General features: G+C 57.1%; 16 protein-coding genes. 8 read left to right on the top strand and 8 right to left on the bottom strand.

Going from position 1 to position 18,332, the window contains the following annotated elements:
- Nucleotides 1–163: 163 nt before the first annotated feature.
- On the bottom strand, nucleotides 164–664 hold the full coding sequence (locus ABD903_RS14050) for a DUF2062 domain-containing protein (protein ID WP_345225264.1): 501 nt from the start codon (nucleotides 662–664) through the stop codon (nucleotides 164–166).
- Nucleotides 665–778: 114 nt separating this feature from the next.
- On the opposite strand from ABD903_RS14050, the gene ABD903_RS14045 reads away from it, so the two are divergent.
- From ABD903_RS14045 to ABD903_RS14025, 5 genes are all read left to right on the top strand, one after another.
- Complete coding sequence (locus ABD903_RS14045; RefSeq protein ID WP_345225262.1) at nucleotides 779–1,732, top strand: YihY/virulence factor BrkB family protein; 954 nt, start codon at nucleotides 779–781, stop codon at nucleotides 1,730–1,732.
- Between the two features lie 95 nt (nucleotides 1,733–1,827).
- The gene (locus ABD903_RS14040) at nucleotides 1,828–3,246 is read left to right on the top strand and encodes a DEAD/DEAH box helicase (protein ID WP_345225260.1); all 1,419 of its coding nucleotides are present in this window, start codon (nucleotides 1,828–1,830) and stop codon (nucleotides 3,244–3,246) included.
- Between the two features lie 5 nt (nucleotides 3,247–3,251).
- Nucleotides 3,252–3,617: a low molecular weight protein tyrosine phosphatase family protein gene (locus tag ABD903_RS14035; RefSeq protein WP_345225259.1), complete on the top strand. Its 366-nt coding sequence runs from the start codon at nucleotides 3,252–3,254 to the stop codon at nucleotides 3,615–3,617.
- 53 nt (nucleotides 3,618–3,670) lie between these two features.
- Nucleotides 3,671–4,615 (top strand): zinc-dependent peptidase, encoded by a 945-nt coding sequence (locus tag ABD903_RS14030; protein ID WP_345225257.1) that lies wholly within the window; start codon nucleotides 3,671–3,673, stop codon nucleotides 4,613–4,615.
- A 209-nt stretch (nucleotides 4,616–4,824) separates the two neighbouring features.
- Nucleotides 4,825–6,678 carry a M2 family metallopeptidase gene (locus ABD903_RS14025; RefSeq protein WP_345225256.1) on the top strand — a complete coding sequence of 618 codons (1,854 nt, stop codon included), beginning with the start codon at nucleotides 4,825–4,827 and terminating at the stop codon, nucleotides 6,676–6,678.
- Between the two features lie 189 nt (nucleotides 6,679–6,867).
- Here ABD903_RS14025 and ABD903_RS14020 read toward each other — a convergent pair whose 3' ends face one another.
- The 6 genes from ABD903_RS14020 to recQ form a co-directional block, all read right to left on the bottom strand.
- Complete coding sequence (locus ABD903_RS14020) at nucleotides 6,868–7,587, bottom strand: pirin family protein (protein WP_345225253.1); 720 nt, start codon at nucleotides 7,585–7,587, stop codon at nucleotides 6,868–6,870.
- 211 nt (nucleotides 7,588–7,798) lie between these two features.
- Nucleotides 7,799–8,641 carry a helix-turn-helix domain-containing protein gene (locus ABD903_RS14015; protein ID WP_345225251.1) on the bottom strand — a complete coding sequence of 281 codons (843 nt, stop codon included), beginning with the start codon at nucleotides 8,639–8,641 and terminating at the stop codon, nucleotides 7,799–7,801.
- 159 nt (nucleotides 8,642–8,800) lie between these two features.
- Nucleotides 8,801–9,628, bottom strand: a complete 828-nt coding sequence (locus tag ABD903_RS14010; RefSeq protein ID WP_345225249.1) for a hypothetical protein — start codon at nucleotides 9,626–9,628, stop codon at nucleotides 8,801–8,803.
- A 65-nt stretch (nucleotides 9,629–9,693) separates the two neighbouring features.
- Entirely contained in the window at nucleotides 9,694–10,557 is an 864-nt protein-coding gene (locus ABD903_RS14005) for a hypothetical protein (protein WP_345225247.1), read from the bottom strand.
- Nucleotides 10,554–11,270, bottom strand: coding sequence for a DUF2306 domain-containing protein (locus ABD903_RS14000; RefSeq protein ID WP_345225246.1), 717 nt, complete (start codon nucleotides 11,268–11,270; stop codon nucleotides 10,554–10,556). Before ABD903_RS14000 ends, ABD903_RS14005 begins: the two co-directional genes overlap by 4 nt.
- 211 nt (nucleotides 11,271–11,481) lie before the next feature.
- Nucleotides 11,482–13,752, bottom strand: coding sequence for a DNA helicase RecQ (gene recQ / locus ABD903_RS13995; RefSeq protein WP_345225244.1), 2,271 nt, complete (start codon nucleotides 13,750–13,752; stop codon nucleotides 11,482–11,484).
- Nucleotides 13,753–14,106: 354 nt separating this feature from the next.
- On the opposite strand from recQ, the gene ABD903_RS13990 reads away from it, so the two are divergent.
- From ABD903_RS13990 to ABD903_RS13980, 3 genes are all read left to right on the top strand, one after another.
- Entirely contained in the window at nucleotides 14,107–14,643 is a 537-nt protein-coding gene (locus ABD903_RS13990; protein WP_345225242.1) for an ester cyclase, read from the top strand.
- Between the two features lie 799 nt (nucleotides 14,644–15,442).
- On the top strand, nucleotides 15,443–16,381 hold the full coding sequence (locus ABD903_RS13985) for an NAD(P)-dependent alcohol dehydrogenase (RefSeq protein WP_345225240.1): 939 nt from the start codon (nucleotides 15,443–15,445) through the stop codon (nucleotides 16,379–16,381).
- An 11-nt stretch (nucleotides 16,382–16,392) separates the two neighbouring features.
- Nucleotides 16,393–16,776 carry a DoxX family protein gene (locus tag ABD903_RS13980; protein ID WP_345225238.1) on the top strand — a complete coding sequence of 128 codons (384 nt, stop codon included), beginning with the start codon at nucleotides 16,393–16,395 and terminating at the stop codon, nucleotides 16,774–16,776.
- Between the two features lie 247 nt (nucleotides 16,777–17,023).
- Here ABD903_RS13980 and ABD903_RS13975 read toward each other — a convergent pair whose 3' ends face one another.
- Nucleotides 17,024–18,217 carry a THUMP domain-containing class I SAM-dependent RNA methyltransferase gene (locus tag ABD903_RS13975; RefSeq protein ID WP_345225236.1) on the bottom strand — a complete coding sequence of 398 codons (1,194 nt, stop codon included), beginning with the start codon at nucleotides 18,215–18,217 and terminating at the stop codon, nucleotides 17,024–17,026.
- Nucleotides 18,218–18,332: the final 115 nt, after the last annotated feature.

Here is an 18,332-nt window from a genome sequence, read left to right as displayed (position 1 = left end):
CCACAAAAAAACTCCGCGGCGCGTGCCGCGGAGTTTTTTTGTGCGTCTCTCAGCAGGGTTTTAAGTAGGCAGGCAAAAATAAACCAACCATGATTGGCAGATAACCCATTGCTTACCAAAACGAAAGCTAACGACCAACAGCTAAAAGCTAATGGCTCAGTGCTTAGCTCACGGCTTGCTGCCGGCTGACAATGCGGTGGAACACCGGCCGCAGCACTATATACAGCCCAATTACCACCGGCACCGAGCCGAGCAGCCACAGCAGCAAGGCACCTAGTTCGGCCCGCCAGAATAGTTGAAACGCCGCGGCCCAGTCGTTGCTGAGCAGGTACTTGATGCGTTCGAGCGTGAGCTGGCCCGAGTTGGTGCCGCCCAGCATACCGGCTCCTAAACGCAGCAGCGGCAGAATGATTAGCAGTTGCAAGGGGCTCATCAGGTGGCTCACGAGCAGCATGGTGGCCACGTTCAGCCGCAGCCACACGGCAATGGCCGTGCCCAACACCGAAGTGAGGCCAAGCATGGGAATGAGGCCAAAAGAGGCAGCCAGGGCTACCGTAAGAGCCAACTGCTCGGGTGCAAGGCCTTGACGCAATTGGGCCAGGAGTGGCTCCACTACGCGGCGGCGGAAAAAGCCCGGTACAGGGGCAACAGGTTCGGTAGACATATGCATAACGGGCAGTCGGGCTGCCACAATCAACAACAACGGGCCGGGGCTGGTTACCGTTTGTAGCTACATTCGCTAATTCGGCCGCACTGGTTGCAGCCTTTCTTGCCCTACATGACAAAGGTACGACCGGCAGATGACCGGCCCCACCATTTTCTTCTGGATTTCGCGCGCTTGCTGCGCCGGGCCGGCCGCGAGCTGTCGGCCCACGACCCGTTACGGCTGGGGGCGGCCACGGCGTTCTTCACCACGTTTGCGCTGCCGCCCATTATCATTCTGTTTACGGCGGTGCTGGGCTCCCTCTATCCGGCTTCCATCGTGCGGGCGGCCCTGGTAAACAAACTCTCCGACCTGATTGGCGACTCCGGCGCGGGTTTGCTCGACCAAATTGTGATGAATGTGACCAACATCGAGCGCAGCCGGCTGGTAACGGCTCTGGGCACGGTGTTTTTGCTGTTTGTTTCCACCACGCTGTTCGTGGTCATTCAAAACTCGCTGAACGACCTGTGGCAGGTGCGCCCCCGGCCGGCTTCCGGACGCTTGGGGCTGGTGGTGCGCGAACGGGCCCGCTCGGCGAGCTTGCTGCTGGTAACGGCGGTGCTGGCGGTAGCGGCGCTGGTGGTCGATTCGCTGCTGCACCTGATGGGCGACTACATCCGCGGCTTCGACGCGACTTTCCTTTACTACGTTTTCCAGGTACTTAACCTGGTGGCTTCGCTGCTCATTCTGGCGGCTTGGTTTGGCGCTACGTTCCGCAACCTGAGCCACGCGCGGGTACCGTGGCCGGCCCTGTGGCGCGGCGCTTTGCTCACGGCCGTGCTGTTCGAGCTGGGCCAGCGGGCATTGGGCGTGTTGCTGCAACCGCGCAACCTGGGTCCCATTTACGGGCCGGCGGCTTCCGTGGTGCTACTGCTGCTGTTCGTGTTTTACTCGGCCATGATGTTTTATTTCGGGGCCAGCTTCACTAAGGCTTACGCCCATTACGCCGGGCAACCCATTCGCCCCAAAGCGTCAGGGGTGCGCTACCGCCTGGTAAACCTGCCCGATGCGGAGGACGAGGACAAGTAAAGTTCAGAAGCTAGATACGCGCTCCAAGGCCAGCCGCGGCCGACCAATGAAGCACCAAGTGGGGCCGTTTGGCGAAACGTGCCGAACTTGCAGCCATGAACGACACCACGCCTGATTCGCCTACCGCGCCCTTGCCCCTCGATTTTAGCGCCCTCGGCCTTGCCGAGCCGCTGCAACGCGCGCTGGCCGAGATGGAATTTACCCGGCCTACCGCTATTCAGGCGCAGGTAGTACCGCTGGTGCTGGACGGGCAGGACATTGCGGGCCAGGCCCCCACGGGCTCGGGCAAAACCGCTGCCTACGGCCTGCCCATTCTGCAGCAAGTCGATTTACAGCTCGATGCCATGCAGGTGCTGGTGCTGGTGCCGGCCCGCGAGCTGGTGCTGCAGGGCCGCGCCGAACTGAAACGCTTGGGCAAATTTTTGCCGAATCTGCGCGTAGCCGCGTTCTACGGCGGCCACAGCTTTGCCGAAGAAGCCAAGAGCCTGAAGCAGGCGCCGCAGGTAGTTATTGCCACGCCCGGCCGCTTGTTCGACCACTTAGACCGCCGCACCATTGTGCCCAACCAGCTGAAAGTGCTGGTGATTGACGAGGCCGATAAGCTGTTGGAGCTGGGCTTTCAGGAAGTGCTGGCCAACATTGTGATGCGCCTGCCGCGTCGCCGCCAAACGCTGCTGTTCTCGGCCACCATGCCCGATAACGTCATGAACCTGGTGCGCAAAAACCTCACCCGCCCGCGCACCGTGCAGGCCGATGTGGAGCGCGAAACGCTGCCCGAAACCCTCAGCCTGCTGGGTCACGTGGGCACCTCCGAGCAAAAGCCCGCCGCCCTGTACCACATTCTGCAACGCCCCGAAACCGGCCGCGCCCTGGTGTTCTGCAACACCCGCCAGCGCTGCGAAGAGCTGGCCCGCTTCCTGGTGAGTCGCGGCGTGGCCGCCGAGGTGCTGCACGGCAAAATGCCCCAGCCCGAGCGCGACAAAGCCCTGCTGAAACTTCGCAACGGCTCGGCCCTGGCCCTGGTGGCCACCGACGTAGCCGCCCGCGGCATCGACGTAAACGCCCTCGATACCGTTATCCAGTTCGAAACGCCCGACAAGGCCGACACCTTCCAGCACCGCGCCGGCCGCACGGCCCGCGCCGGCGCCACCGGCACGGCCCATATTCTGGCTACTCCCGCCGAGCAAGCGCACGTGCAGCGCTGGCCCCTCTCGAAACCGGTGAAATGGGAACCGATTAAAGTGCAGGCCCTGCCAGCGGCTACCAAATCGGCCAAGCCCACGGCGGTAACGCTGCATATTTCGGCCGGGCGCAAAGACAAAGTCAGCGCGCACGACTTGGTGGGCGCTTGCGTAAACGTGGCCGGCATGGCCCGCGAAGACGTGGGCCGCATCGAGATTTTCGACCACTACAGCTACATCACGGTGCCCCGCGAAATGGGCCCCGGGGTGCAGCAACGCCTGACAGGCGCCCGCATCAAGGGTCAGAAAATTCGAGTAAGCGAAATCCGGTAAGCGCCTTGTCGGCTGAAAGCATTCCTCCCCGCCAACTGCTGTTCATCTGCAGCCAAAACCGCTGGCGCAGCCTCACCGCCGAGCGCCTCTTCGACGGCCACCCGCACTACGAAGCCCGCTCGGCCGGCACCGAGCCGGGCGCGCGGGTGCGCGTGACGGCGGGTCACATTGGTTGGGCCGATGTCATCTTTGTGATGGAGCGCCGCCACACCGACCGCCTGCGCGAGAAATTTGCGGCTGAGCTAACGGGCAAGCCCGTGGTGTGCCTGCGCATTCCCGATAAGTTTCAGTTTCTCGACCACGTGTTGCTGGATTTGCTGCGCGAGCGACTGCGCCAGCATTTACCGCCCGAAACCGTTCCGGAACGGTAACCTGCAGCGTTGGCAGACAACTAAACCGCCCCGCGACCGTTCTTCCGGCCACTATGGAGTACCTCATTGGCCTGGCCGTGCTGGCCGGCATCTTCTTTCTGATTTACCGCTACGTTACCGGCGGCACCCGTGAGCGGGCCGTGGCGCTGAGCAAACCCTTTCCCGAAGCCTGGCGCGTTATTCTCACCGACCGCGTGGCGTTCTACTCGGCCCTCACTGATACTGAAAAGCTGCGTTTCGAGAAGCAGGTGCAGCTTTTTATTGCCCGCACGCGCATCACCGGCATCAAAACCAGCATCGACGACACCACTCGCTTACTGGTGGCCTGCTCGGCGGTAATTCCCATTTTTGGGTTCCGCGGCGGTTGGGAGTACGATAACCTTGGCGAAGTGCTCGTGTTTCCCGACGCCTGGAAGCTCGACCGCGACGAGGACCGGGAAGTAAAACCCCTGGAAGGTACACTGCTGGGTTCGGTGCAGAATTTCCAGACCGACCATTACATGCGCCTCTCGAAAGCCGCGCTGGAGCAAGGCTTCCGCGACGCCAAGGACAAGCAGAACGTGGGCATTCACGAGTTTGCCCATTTGCTGGACCAGGCCGACGGTGAAATTGACGGGGTGCCGCTGCTGATGCTGCCCCGGGAACTGGTGCCGCAGTGGAAACAGCTCATGCACGATGAAATCGAGCAGATCCGGGCTGGGAAGTCCAGCATCGGCGACTACGGCGGCACCTCGGCAGCCGAGTTTTTCGCGGTGGTGCTGGAGTATTTTTTCGAGAAGCCCGAGCAGCTGGAAACCAAACACCCCGAGCTGTACCAGTTGCTCACGCGCACCTTCCGCCAGGACCCGGGCATGCGCTTTGCCCGCTTCGACCCGCGTACGCTGCTCAAAAAAGCACCCAGGCGCCTCGGCCGCAATGACCCCTGCCCCTGCGGCTCGGGCGAGAAATTCAAGAATTGCTGCCAGCTGACGCAGGAAGCCACGGAAACTGCCGCCTAACGTTACTGCTGCCGACGTAAAGTCAAGCGCCCGTTCACCATTGCCGAACAGCAAGGCCCGGAAATCATTCCTGCGTTTTCGGGCCCTGCTGTTCAGGCACTTGTCAGGCATGAGCATTCCGGGCACACGGGTTTCGCCGGCCGATGGTTATTTTCGGCACAGCCCGTTCGCGGTTTGTGCAGCGGCCTCCTTTCCCAGCCTTCTTTCCTATGAAAAAACACTTGTTCCCGGTGCTGACGGCCGTATTGTTGAGCGCTTGCGCTCAGAAGGCTTCGGCCCCTACGGCCGCAACGCCCCCGGCCTCGCCCGAGTCGGCTACGCAACCGGTTGCCGCCATCAATTACTCGGCCCTGGCCGATGATTTCCTCAAGCGGTATTCCGCCGAATATCAGCGCCTGTATACCCAATCGGCCGAAGCCGAGTGGCGTTCCAACACCCGCATCGTAGCCGGCGACTCAACCAACGCTGTGGCTACGGCCCGCGCCAACGAGGCCCTGGCCGCCTTTACCGGCAGCACCCAGAATATTGAACAGCTGCGCGAGCTGCTTAGCCACGAAGATCAGCTCAGCCCGCTTCAGGTGAAGCAGCTGAAAACGGCGCTTTACAACGCCGCCGGTTCGCCCCAAACCATTGCCGATGTGGTGAAGCGCCGCATCAAAGCCGAAACCCAGCAAACCGAGAAGCTATATGGCTTCACGTACAAGTACGGCGGGAAATCGGTTACCACCAACGACCTCGATGAGCTGCTGCGTAAGGAGAAAAACGTAGCCAAGCGCCAACAGGTGTGGGAAGCCAGCAAAGCCATCGGCCCCACGCTGAAGGAAGGCTTGCTGAACCTGCGCGGCCTGCGCAACCAAACCGTGCAAGCCCTCGGCTACCCCGACTACTTCACCTACCAGGCCTCCGACTACGGCATGAGCCGGGAGGAAATGATGCAGCTGGTACGCAAGCTGAACGACGAGCTACGCCCGCTCTACCGCGAGCTGCACACGTACGCCCGTTACGAGCTGGCCAAGAAATACAACCAGAAACAAGTACCCGATTACCTGCCTGCCCACTGGCTGCCTAACCGCTGGGGCCAGGATTGGAGCGCCATGGTGGACGTGAAAGGCTTGAACCTGGACGCTACGCTGGCCAAGAAAGGCGCCGAGTGGCAGGTAAAACAGGCTGAGCGCTTTTACCAGAGTCTGGGCTTCCAGGCGTTGCCGGCCGTGTTCTGGGAGAAATCGAGCTTGTACCCGCTGCCCAAAGACGCCAACTACAAGAAGAACAACCACGCCTCGGCTTGGCACATGAACCTCGACCAGGACGTGCGCAGCCTGATGAGCGTGGAAGGCAACACCGAGTGGTATGAAACAACCCACCACGAGCTGGGACACATTTACTATTACCTCACTTACACCAACCCCGATGTGCCCGTGCTGCTGCGCGGCGGAGCCAACCGTGCTTACCACGAGGCCATGGGCAGCCTCATGGGTTTGGCCGCCACTCAAAAGCCTTTCTTGGTGGGCTTGGGCCTGACCGATGCTAAAACCAAAACCGACGAAACCCAGACGCTGCTGAAAGAAGCCCTGAACTACGTCACGTTCATTCCGTTCGCCTCGGGTGTGATGAGCGAGTGGGAAAACAGCTTCTACGCCGATAACCTCTCGCAAGACCAGTTAAACGCCCGCTGGTGGGAACTGGCCAAGCAGTACCAGGGCATTGTGCCGCCTACTACGCGTGGTGAGAATTTTCTGGACGCCGCCACCAAAACCCACATTAACGACGACCCGGCGCAGTACTACGACTACGCCCTGAGCTACATCATCCTGTTTCAGCTACACGACCACATTGCCAAGAACATTCTGAAGCAGGACCCACACGCTACCAACTACTATGGCAATCAGGAAGTAGGCAAGTTTCTACGCGAAATCATGTACCCCGGCGCCTCCGCCGACTGGCGCCAGCTACTGCGCGAGAAAACCGGCGAAGACCTCTCGGCTCGTGCCATGGTGGAATACTTCCAGCCGCTGATGGTATACCTGAAGCAGCAGAACAAAGGCCGTAAGTACACCATGTAGGCATTGTATTGCAGGTTCATCCTTCGCAAAGCTGCCGGCATGAAAAAGCCGCCCCAAACGGGGCGGCTTTTTCATGCCGGCAGTTTCAATAAATACAGCGCAACGCAGGTCTTGTGGGTACCTGTCGTTTCGCACCCAATGATGCCTTCTGTCAGTCACAACGGAGGAATCAGTTCGTCACGCACTGCCTTAGTAATTCGCTTCGGCGGCGGGTAAATCAATTAGGATAAACTGCGCGTCCTTATCGGCGCGGATATCTACCACGTGCTCGTCGGTCATGCGGGCCTGGTCGCCGGGGCCTAGCTCGGTGCCGTTCACGAAAATGGTGCCTTCGCGAACGTAAATAAAGGTGAGGCGAATGGGGAAGGTCTTGAACTGAATTTCCTTCTCGGCGCGCAAGTTGCTCCAATAAACGGTGCTGTTCGAGTTGATGTACACCACGTCTTCGAGCACTTTTTGGCCCGACACGAGGGGAATCAATTCGTTTTTGGTGTCGAGGAAATCGATGTCTTTCTGCTCGTAGCTGGGCGACAGACCTTTCATGTTCGGCAGAAACCACAGCTGATACAGCTGCAGCGGCTTGTCGGTGCGGTTGTACTCGGAGTGGGCCAAACCGGTGCCGGCCGTCATGCGCTGCACCTCGCCGGCTTTAATGGTGGTTTTGTTGCCCATGGTGTCCTCGTGGGCAATTTCGCCTTCGAGCACCAGCGTCACAATTTCCATTTCCGAGTGCGGATGCTGCGGAAAGCCCGAGTTGGCGGCTACCGCGTCGTCGTTAAACACCCGCAGGGGCCCAAAGTGCATGTTCTGCGGATCGTAATAATCGGCGAACGAGAACAGGAAATAGCTGTTGAGCCAAGGGGCGGGTGAAGCATGGCGCCGCTCGGCGGCTGGAATGTAGGTCAGCATGGCAGGGTTCGGGGTCTTGAAGTTCCGGTGGAACGCAGGAAAGCTAGCCCCGCATACGCGCCGAAGGGCCGTGAAGTTAGTCCGGCGGCTCACAAAACATGTAGCAACCGCTATACTACTACGCAAGAAAACCGCTCCGGCCAATGGCCGAAGCGGTTTTCGTTTAATACCAATTAACAGGCACAGCCCGCCCGCAGGCCGAATCGATTGCTTAGGCCTTCTTCATCGTGGTAACCTGCTTCTGCAGATCCAGCACAATGCTGGCCAAACGGTTCAGCGACAAATCAGCAATGGGGAACGTGCTGCTGATGTAGCTCTTGGCTTCCCAAATTTCGAGTACGTCCTCCACGTCGATTTCGTAGGGCGAGTACACGGGGTTGTCGGAGTGCAGCGTGAGGGCAGCGGCTTCTTTCAGGCGGTTAAACACGCGCTTGAACACAATTCCTTCCTTTTTGCTCACCACGATGCAAGGCGTGCCGTCCTTTACCTCGTTCCAGTCGGGCACGTAGCGGCCTACGATAACGGTGCCCGAGGCAATGGGCAGCATGGAGTCGCCGCTGATTTCGAAGGCACGGAAAGTGCCGGTCTGGCCCAGCATGGGCAGGCGGAACTTGGGCAGGTCCTCAATGTATTCCTGATCGGCGTAACCGTTCAGGTAGCCGGCAGCGGCTTTCAGCGGCACCAGTTCAATGTTTTCCTGCTGATCCTGGCCCACGGTGAAAGCCAGCACGCGCAGGTTTTCGCCCTTGGCTTTGTCGATGCTGACCAAGGAACCGCCGTCGGCAGCCACCTTATCGGCATCAAGCGCGGGCACGTTCTGAAGCTGGCGCAGCACGGCAGCAGCTTGGCGCTTCTTAGAGAAGTCGGTGGTTACCAGCGCATCAAGCGAAATACCGAACAAGCGGGCCATCTTCACTAGCGTAGTGAGTTTGGGCTCGGCGCGGCCTTCTTCGTAGGCCCCAATTAAGGAGCGTTTGATGCTGAGTTTATCGGCCAGCTGAGCCTGGGTTAAACCCAGTTCGCGGCGCCAGAATTTCAGGTTCGTATTAATCATGGGGCGTGGGGAGCCGGCTAACGTAATTCGCCCTCAGCGGCTTACCGGCTCGTGAAGGTAGGAACAACAAGCTTCTTTTACTAATTCAATTAGCCAAAAGTTTTTTAGTTAGGTGTAATTATTTATCACTTAGGTTTTCCTACTCCCTTATGCCTTGATTTAGAGGCGCGCAACCGGGCTTTCGGCCCACCATTCCTCGTTTTCCCAGTACGTATCCCAGCCTTTACGGGCGTATTTATGATTGATTTCCACGTCGCGGGAGCCAATTTCGAAGTCGGTCAAAATTTGGCGCGCCAGCCCAAATAAATCGTCTTTCCAAATGACGGGCACTTGCTCTTTCCCGCTCCGCCACTGGCCTTCGAAGAGGATGCCGCCACCTCGCGTTTCGTTGTCGGGAGAGCAGCACCAGGAGCGCACCTGCCGGTCGCGGTCGGGCGCTACGTCCATGTCTACCTGCCCACTGAAAACGCCGCGCCGGCCGCTGGTTTCACGGAAGGAAAACGTGCCGCTTACCGTGGCGGGCCGCCACGGCTGATACGGGAGGTCATAGAGGTTAGGCTTGGGCAGGGCTGCGTAACCCGTAAGTGTAATGGTGCCGCTGAAGGGCGTAACCCGCCGTTTCAGCCGGCTTTTCCCCCGCACATGATAGACATTAGGCTGCTTGGCGTCGCGCTTCACCGAAAGCAGCACAAATTCCAGCCGCCAGTACTCGTAGCTGTAAAAGCCATTCATTACTGCGCTGCTGCCCTCAGCGGGGTTAAAACGCAGCAACGGCGCGAGGTTCACCCGCCGAAAAAACGCCTGAGCCTTGCTGGCTGCTGGCGAGGCCGCCGTTTTGGGCTGTGGTTTTACAGCTGCTCCCGGCTTGGGAGTGGCTTTTGCTGCCGGCTTAACGGCAGTTGGCTGTTCGGCACCAGTGGGCACAGGAATAGCCGTGGAGGCTGCGGCTAGGAAGCCCGCAACCACCAGAAAGAAAGCTTGGTGCATGGGTATAGGGAAGCTGGGCTGCACGTTTATGGCGCGCAGCAAGTGGAATGAGCTAGAAAGTCAGCCTAGAGTTTGGCGGTGGCGCCTTCGGCCCACCATTCTTCGTTTTCCCAATACTGGTCCCAGCCCAGTTTAGCGTAGCGCGGGTTGATGTTGATGTCCCGCTCACCCACCACGAAATCCTTCAGCACAGCCGAGCCGATAACCAAGAACTGCTCGGCCCACACGAAGGGTTTGCGCTGCCCGCTTTGGTAGTCGGTCCACTCGCCTTCAAACTTGAACCCGCTGCTTTGCGTGGGTGAATTTTCGGTGCCTAAGCCGGCCCACACATGCACGCCTTCAAACTCGGCGGGGTTCACCAGGAAGTCGACGGCCATGGTTCCGGTAAACGCCCCTGCCCCACGGCGGCCCGGCGTTTCATTCAGTACAAACGTGCCGGTAGCGGTGTAAGCCTGGGCCTTCTCCCCGGCCGCCACGTCTTCTTCGGTCAGCGGCAAGTCCTGTATTTGGTGAAGCGTAAGGGTGCCTTCGAAAGGCGTGATGCGCTTTTTGTACCGGTCTTTGCCTTTGATGCTGTACACCTCGGGACGCAGCGAATCTTTTTCCACCGATAGCAGCACCACTTCAATGCGGTAATGGTCGGTGCCGAAAAAGCCGTTCAAGGCGCCGCCGTTCTCCACATCGGTCTGCCACAGCGGGCTTAAATCGTAGGTGCGCAGCATCTCGCGCATGTCGGCGGTAAGCTCCGGCTTTGGCGCCGCCACTGCAGCAGCTACCTGGGGCTCAGAGGCTACAGGTTGCACGGCGGCTTTTTCCACGGCGGGCCGCGTGTGCGCGGCCGACAGGCTCATTCGGTCGCCTTCCACGTGCCGCTGACAGGCACCGAGCAGCAGGCCGGCCCCGAAAAGAAAGTATACAGGCGTTTTCATGCGGGTACGGCTTGATTTTGAGGCTGAGAAAGGGCAGTGGAAATTGTATTCTTATAAAAATCCCGCAGCAGGTAGCGGGCGGCCCCGGCCTGAATGAGTGCTTCGGCCAGTAGCAGATTACCAGTCCAGGAAAGCCACACCACGGTGAGGTAAGTTTCAATGGGCTTGGTACCGAACGCATAGTACAAGGTGTAGCTCTCCAAGCGCAGGCTCATGGCCGCCAGCGTCACCAGGAAGCTGCGCAGCATCCACTGAATGTGAGCTTCCCACTGCCGCTGCCGGGCCAACCGATAAGCCTGGTAGGTGCATAGCCACCACACCACGCACTGCATGGTAAACCCAACCTTAGCTGACAGTCCGCCATTGGCGAAGAAAGCCAGAACAAGCCCCGAAGGCGCTGCCAGAGCCAGAATGGATACGATGTACGCCTTGCCCAACTGCTGATGCACCTTGCGCCGGTTGCGCCACAACGCGGGGAAAAACTGCAGCAAACCAATTACCAGCACCCAGCAGCTGCTGGTGATATGCACGTAAAACCCCACCCGAAATAGAGCGTTTTCGTTAATGGCGGCCGATTTGGTGGTCAGGAAATGAATGCCGGGCTCGAAGCTGAGGTACGGCATTACCATTTTCAGCATCAGCCCAATGAATAGCGTTATGGCCACGCCGGCCACGACTTGGGTGCTGCGGTACACAGCAGAGGAAAGCAACATAACAGGGGCTGAAAGACTTAAGCTAAAGTAGCAGTTTCCGAAGCCAGAACAGCTTTATAACGGTAACTATATAGGAAATTGTGTAAGGGTTGATAAAATATTGGTTAGCGCAGTTGGCAGATAAAAATTCGACCGAGTGTCAAATGATAAAAGCCCATTCAATTCCTGCATTTGCGGAAACCGAACGGGCTTTTGCGGTAATGGGTCTTATTTATACTTCTACTGGCTTGGTGGGCAGTTGGCCACGCAGGCGCTTGTCGTAAATGAGGGCCACGCGGAGCTGGAAGTAGTCGAACTGTTCGCGCAGGTGGTCGAACAGGTCGCGCAGGCGGAAGTCGGGACCGAGCTCGGCCACGGCCATGCGGATTTTGGCGAAGTCATCCATGCTCAGAAACTCTTCGGTGCGCAGCTGGTAGCCCTTCTCGTAAAGCGCCTCCAGATGCGACTTAATGGTACTCTGCGACAAGCCCCGCTGCTCGGCAATTTGCTCTACGGTTAAGCCTTGGCGGTGCAGCTTCCACGAATCGAGGTAGGTGCTACCGGTGGCCGATGGGGCGCCGGGGCTGCGCTTTTTGGTGAGGGCAGCCGGAGCGGCCTCTTGCGCTATGGTTATATCAGGCACGTCCTCGGGTGCGGGTGCGCCCGACTGCGCCGCAATCAGGTCGATAAACTCCTGACCGTACGTTTCGAATTTCTTCATGCCCACACCGGAAATGGCCAGCATGGCCGTGCGGGTGCGGGGCCGCTCCACGGCCATTTCCTGTAGCGTGGTATCGGAAAACACCACGTAAGGCGGCACGCCCTGCGCATCGGCAATACGTTTGCGCAAGCCACGGAGCTTCTCGAAGAGGCCGTCGGAAATGGAGGGCAGGCGCTGGCCGGCTGCGGCTTTGGCGGCGCGGCCTTTGGGTGCTTTCTCGGTTTTCTCGGGCACCTGGAACTGGCGCAAATTCAGGCGCCTCTCCCCTTTCAGCACCTGCCAGCCCTGCTCGGTGAGCTTAAGCGCATAGCCTTGCTCGTAGGCAATGTAGAGCAGGCCGGCGTTCAGCAGCTGGTGCAAGTAGCTCTGCCAATCGAGAAACGAAAGGTTAGCGCCGGCCCCGAAGGTCTTGATCTGGTCGTAGCCACGCGAGATGACGCCTTGGTTGCGGCGGCCCAGCAGAATATCGACCACCACGCTCAGCGGCGCGGCTTCGCGGGTGCGGGCCACGGCCGACAGGGCCTTCTGGGCCAGCTCTGTTCCATCGAAGGTGGAGGGTGGGTTGCGGCAGATGTCGCAGTTGCCGCAGTCGGTTTCGGAAACTTCGCCGAAGTACGCGAGCAGAATGCGGCGGCGGCAGGAAGCGGCCTCGGCAAACTGCTGCATGCGTTCCAGCTTGGTGGTGTTCAGCTGCGAGAGACGCGGGTCGGCGTCTTTGGTAATCATGTCGCGCAGCTGGGCCACGTCGGCGTAGCTGTAGAATAGCACTGCTTCGGCTGGCGCACCGTCGCGGCCGGCACGGCCGATTTCCTGGTAGTAGCCCTCGATGTTTTTGGGCAGGTTGTAGTGAATAACCCACCGCACATTGCTCTTGTCGATGCCCATGCCAAAGGCCACCGTGGCGCAGATAATCTGCAGGTCGTCGCGCAGGAACTTCTCCTGCACGTCGGAGCGGGCTTTGTCGGTCATGCCCGCGTGGTAGAAACCAGCGCGGTAGCCTTTCTCCTTGAGCTTGCCGGCCAGGGTTTCGCACTGCTTGCGCGAGAGGCAATACACAATGCCCGGCTCGTCGGGGTGGGCCTGCAGGTACTTTACGATGCCGCCCACCCGGTCCTGTCCGGGGCGCACGTTCAGGTTCAGGTTCGGGCGGTCGAACGACGAGAGAAACACCTGCGGGTCGTTCAGGCGCAGCTGCTGCTGAATGTCGCGCTGGGTGAGGCGGTCGGCGGTGGCGGTGAGGGCAATAATGGGCACCAGCGGAAACTGCTGGCGCAGCACCTTCAGCTGGGTGTACTCGGGCCGGAAATCGTGGCCCCAGGAGGAAATACAGTGGGCCTCGTCGATGGCGAACATGCTCACCTTGATGCGCTGCAAAAAGCTCAGGAAGCCATCGGAGAGCAGCCTTTCGGGCGACACGTACAGCAGCTTCAGCGCCCCGGCGTGGCAGGCTTTGCCGATGCTGTTCTGCTCGGCCTGCCCAATGCTGGAGTTAATACACGCCGCCGAAATACCGTTGGCTTTCAGCGCCTCCACCTGATCCTTCATGAGGGCAATAAGCGGCGACACCACCACGCACACGCCCTCCTGCACCATGGCCGGCACCTGGAAACACACCGATTTACCGCCGCCCGTGGGCATGAGCACCACGGTGTCGCGCCCGCTCAGGATGCTCTGGATGATGTCCTGCTGCAGGGGCCGGAATTGGTCGTAGCCGTAGTACTGCTTGAGCACGCGGCGAGCCGAATCGATGGTGGGCGCAAGGGGTTCCGGAGCGAATAACATTCGGTAAAAATACGGCGGTTTGGCGGGAGTTCTAGGCCAAGGAAACCATCCAAAAGCTAAAAACGTGCGCAACGGCTGAGGCTTTGGTGAGAGGTGGGCCGCAAGTTTCAACCCACTTGTTACCTTGTGCCGGTAACCCATAGCGGCAATACAACCACTGTTGGCTCGGTTTACGCAACTGACTTTCGTAAAGCATGTCGATTTGGGCGGGTTTACGCAACAGGGGTTTCGCAAATACAGATGTTGTGCGTCATGCTATTTTCCTTGTAAATAAAAAACATTGCGTTGCAACGAAACAGCTTAGCAGCTGGGAAATTCATGTTCAAAGAACCAAAACAAAACCACAATAGGCATATGAAATTACTACTGATTAATGTCAGCATTCTTCTTTTCCTCATTGGCTGCAATACCAAGAAGACTTATCCTGACACGAATACCGACAAGACAAATCTTATTGCAAAAGAACATGCGCAAGACAGCATTGAAGGACGTAACAAGCAGATTGCACTTTTATGCATAAAGTCATGGAGCGAAGGCAACGTAGATGAAATAGTAAAACATTTAGCACCTAATACAATAGAATTTGGGGATGAGAGTACCCCGCCCGTACAGGGAGTCGATAATGCTAAACAATTCATGCACTTATGGAATTCATCTGTAAAAGATTATAGATCAGATAATGAATTAGCTGTTGCTGAGGGTGATTATGTTTTTGTTTATGCGGGTTGGAGCGGCACATTTAAAAATGATTTCATGGGAATGAAAACATCAGGCAAATCCTTCAAATTTAAGGATGTAGATATTTTTAAGTTCAACAAAAACGGTCAAATTATTGAACACAGGGCAGTCCACTTTAGTACTGTTTTGAAACAACTTGCTAACCAGCGGTAGTAGCTTCATGCAGTTGCAATTAATATACTATTGAAAGCCACTATTTTGACGTAAAGATTCTAAAATAAATACACAAACGCACAACATCTGCTTAAAAAAATAAGAACTGACGAATATATACTAAACCAATTAACTTCATTGAGCAGCAAAAAGAATACTTGCAGCTGTAGTCACCAAATGCCCTTACTTCTTAAAGCTGTTCAACGTTAGAATCAATAATATCAACTCATGAAACACCCTGTCGTTTACTTTAAACGTTTTCAACCATGGGACTACACGAGTATTCTTATCTACGCTTTAATTAGCGCAGCAATTTTTTTAAATACAGTTGATCTATTGAATTGGGGCAATAGAGCAGAATACCTGTTGATGTATACAATAGGAACACACCTCTTTATTTATTTCTTAAACTACAAATCATTAAGAAACTTTTCTGTATTTATAGCATGGCTTATTATAGGAATAATTCATTTTATATTTTACACACAGTTGCATTTAGACTCTTCTTTGGAAATGACTAAAGGACATTCGGCGACTGGGCTGCGAAATACAGTTATCTTTCTCGTCATTTTCCAAATATTAAGAATCACAAGCTTAAAAGTTCAAAAACAGGAATTTGTGGCAGTTTCCAGAAGCCGGCACGACCTATTTGACGAGCGAGAGGTAAATATTTTGGACGTAATAATTTTTATAATATATTTCACTTCTTGGATAGAACTGTTGTTTATCTGAAAATAGAATTACGACAACTAACACAGGCTATACTAAGCTTACAACGCTCCGCTAATACCAACCCCAAATGAGCACGATGAAAGCAGTTGTATGCACAAAATACGGAGCACCGGAGGTTCTGCTTCTTACAGAAGTAGAGAGACCTTCGCCAAAAGCTCATGAAGTCCTCATAAAAATATACGCAACCACGGTACACATTGGTGACACTAAAATTCGCCGTTTCGCGCCGGGTTTAGGTCCCGTCAAAGACTTCTTTTTTAAGCCCATAATGTGGTTCGCAATCGGCTTCAACGGCCCCAGAAAAAAAATCCTGGGCATGGAGCTGGCCGGCGTAATTGAGGCCGTAGGCAAGGATGTTACGCGTTTTAAAGTTGGTGACGCCGTTTTTGCTTCCACCGAAATGCAATTCGGCACCTACGCCCAGTATTGCTGCGTTTCTGAAACCGGGGCAATTGCCCTGAAACCAGCTAATATGAGCTTTGAGGAGGCGGCCCCGGTTTCCAATGGGGGATTAACCGCCTTGCTTAACCTTCGCAAAGCAAATATTCAGCCGGGTCATAAGGTATTGGTGTATGGCGCATCCGGCAGCGTGGGCACCTACGCCATACAGTTGGCCAAGTATTTTGGTGCAGAGGTAACTGGCGTGTGCAGCACTGCAAATTTGGATATGGTGAAATCAATCGGCGCCGATAAGCTGATTGATTACACGCAAGAAGATTTTAGCCAAAGCAACAATGCCTATGACATTATTTTTGATGCCGTAGGTAAAATACCGCCTGCTAAACGCAAAAAGTGCCTCACTCAATCAGGCGTTTATTTGAATGTGCTTGATTTGTCCAGCAACTTCAAATTAAAAGCCGAAGACCTGAATTTCCTGAAAGTCCTCTGCGAAGCAGGAAAGTTAAAATCAGTAATTGACAAGCGCTACCCTATCGAGCACATAGTGGAAGCACATCGTTACGTTGACCAAGGACGTAAGAAGGGCAACGTGGTTATTACTGTTTAGCCCAAGCAAATTTGCGTAACAAGCCAACGTTTAGCTTAGGCCTCTGGGCACTTTCCGCCCTATTCATCGTAGCGGGTGTTTTTCACTTTCTGCGGCCGGAGCCCTTCATCCGCATTGTACCGCCGCAGCTGCCGGCGCCGGAGCTGCTGGTGTACCTGAGCGGCGTGGCCGAAATAGGCTTGGGGTTGCTGCTGCTGCCGCAGCGTACCCGTCGCTACGCGGCCTGGGGACTGGTGGCGCTGCTGGTGGCGGTGTTTCCGGCCAATATTTACATGGCTACGCTGCCCGGTGGCGGGCTAGGGCTACCGCAATGGGTGTTGTGGGCGCGGCTGCCGCTTCAGCTGGTGCTTATTGCGTGGGGGTGGCGGTACACGCGGCCCGTGCGTCACGGGTAAGGCAATTTCCCAAGGTCGTCCTGTCGAGCGCAGTCGAGACATCTCGCGTGCTGACACCGGATACTAACTCGCTCGTTCAACGAGGGAATTACTATTCGGCGAGATGTCTCGACTGCGCTCGACAGGACGACCTTGGGAAACTAAGCAAACAACATCAGCAACGATGGTCAACCACCCCAGCGGCACCGCGTCCCCACGCCGGTTGATGCGCGGAATCGTCTGAGGAGGGGAGTTTTTTCGTCTGCACTTAGGCTTGCGGCTCTTCTTTGGGTGCCTTGCGAGTGCCGCGGTACAGTTCGTACTTCAACAGGCGGCAGTCGATGGGGCCGTTGTAGAGGGGCACGCGGCGCGAGGTGCGCAGGCCCACGCTTTTGGCAGCCTCCAGGTTTCCGGTGAAAATGTAGGCGTCGTAACCTTGGAAGTTGGTTTTTAGGGTATCGCCGATGGTTTTGTAGAGGGCAGCCATTTCGGCTTCGGCCCCAATACGTTCGCCGTAGGGCGGGTTCAGGAGCAGGATGCCGGGCTGTTCCTCGTTTTTGGGTGGGGTAGCGTCGCGTACGTCACGTACGGCCAAGCGGATGTAATCTTCGAGGCCGGCGGCGGCTACGTTTTGCCGGGCCAGTTCAATGGTGTCGCGGGAGAGGTCGGAGCCGGCGAGGTAGGCCTGAGGCTCCTCAATGCGGGCCTGGCGGGCATCCATGAGCACGGAATCCCAGAGGGCCTGCTCGAAATCGGGCCAGTGTTGAAAGGCGAAGTCGCCCTGGTGAAACAGGCCGGGCGCGATGCGCTGGGAAATAAGCGCCGCTTCGCAGAGAATGGTGCCCGAGCCGCACATGGGGTCGATGAGCGGTTTTTTGCCGTCCCAGCCGCTGAGCAGGATGAGGCCGGCGGCCAGCACTTCGTTCAGCGGCGCTTCGTTGGTTTGCTGGCGGTAGCCGCGGCGGTGCAAAGATTCGCCGGCCGCGTCGAGCGACAACAGGGCCTGATTGTCGAGCAGGTGCAGGTGCAGGCGCACGTCGGGCTTCACGGGGTCCACACTGGGGCGGCGGCCGGTGCGGGTGCGAAACTGATCGACGATGGCGTCTTTGGTAAGCTGCGAAATATAGAGGGAGTGCTCCAGGTTAGAGCGGTTGGTAACAGCCGTAATGGCAAAGGTTTGGTCGGGCGAAAGGTATTTCGACCAGTTGATGCGGCTGACTTCCTTGTAGAGGCTTTGCTCGTCGGGGGCCTCAAACTCGGCGAAGGGCATGAGGATGCGCATGGCGGTGCGGCACCAGAGCACGGCTTCGTAGAGCAGCTGCTTGTTGCCGGTGAATTCCACGGCGCGGTTGCCCACTTTCACTACTTCGGCGCCCAGTTGGCGCAGCTCTTCGGCTAGTACTTCTTCGAGGCCAAACTGGGTGGTGGCGGTCAGGTATAATTCGGCGGAGCGGGAAGCCATAGAGAAGCAGATTGGAAAAACCGGTCTGCAAAGGTGCGTAAAAGCCGGCAGCAGGTCGGCTTCGGGTTGCCGTTTCCTATATTTAAGGCCTCCTTTTCCCGATACACTCCGCCGC

Source organism: Hymenobacter koreensis (genome assembly GCF_039541855.1).
GTDB classification, from domain to species: Bacteria; Bacteroidota; Bacteroidia; order Cytophagales; family Hymenobacteraceae; genus Solirubrum; species Solirubrum koreensis.
Note: the sequence above shows the minus strand (reverse complement) of the source record. Positions and strands in the feature narration are given on the sequence as shown.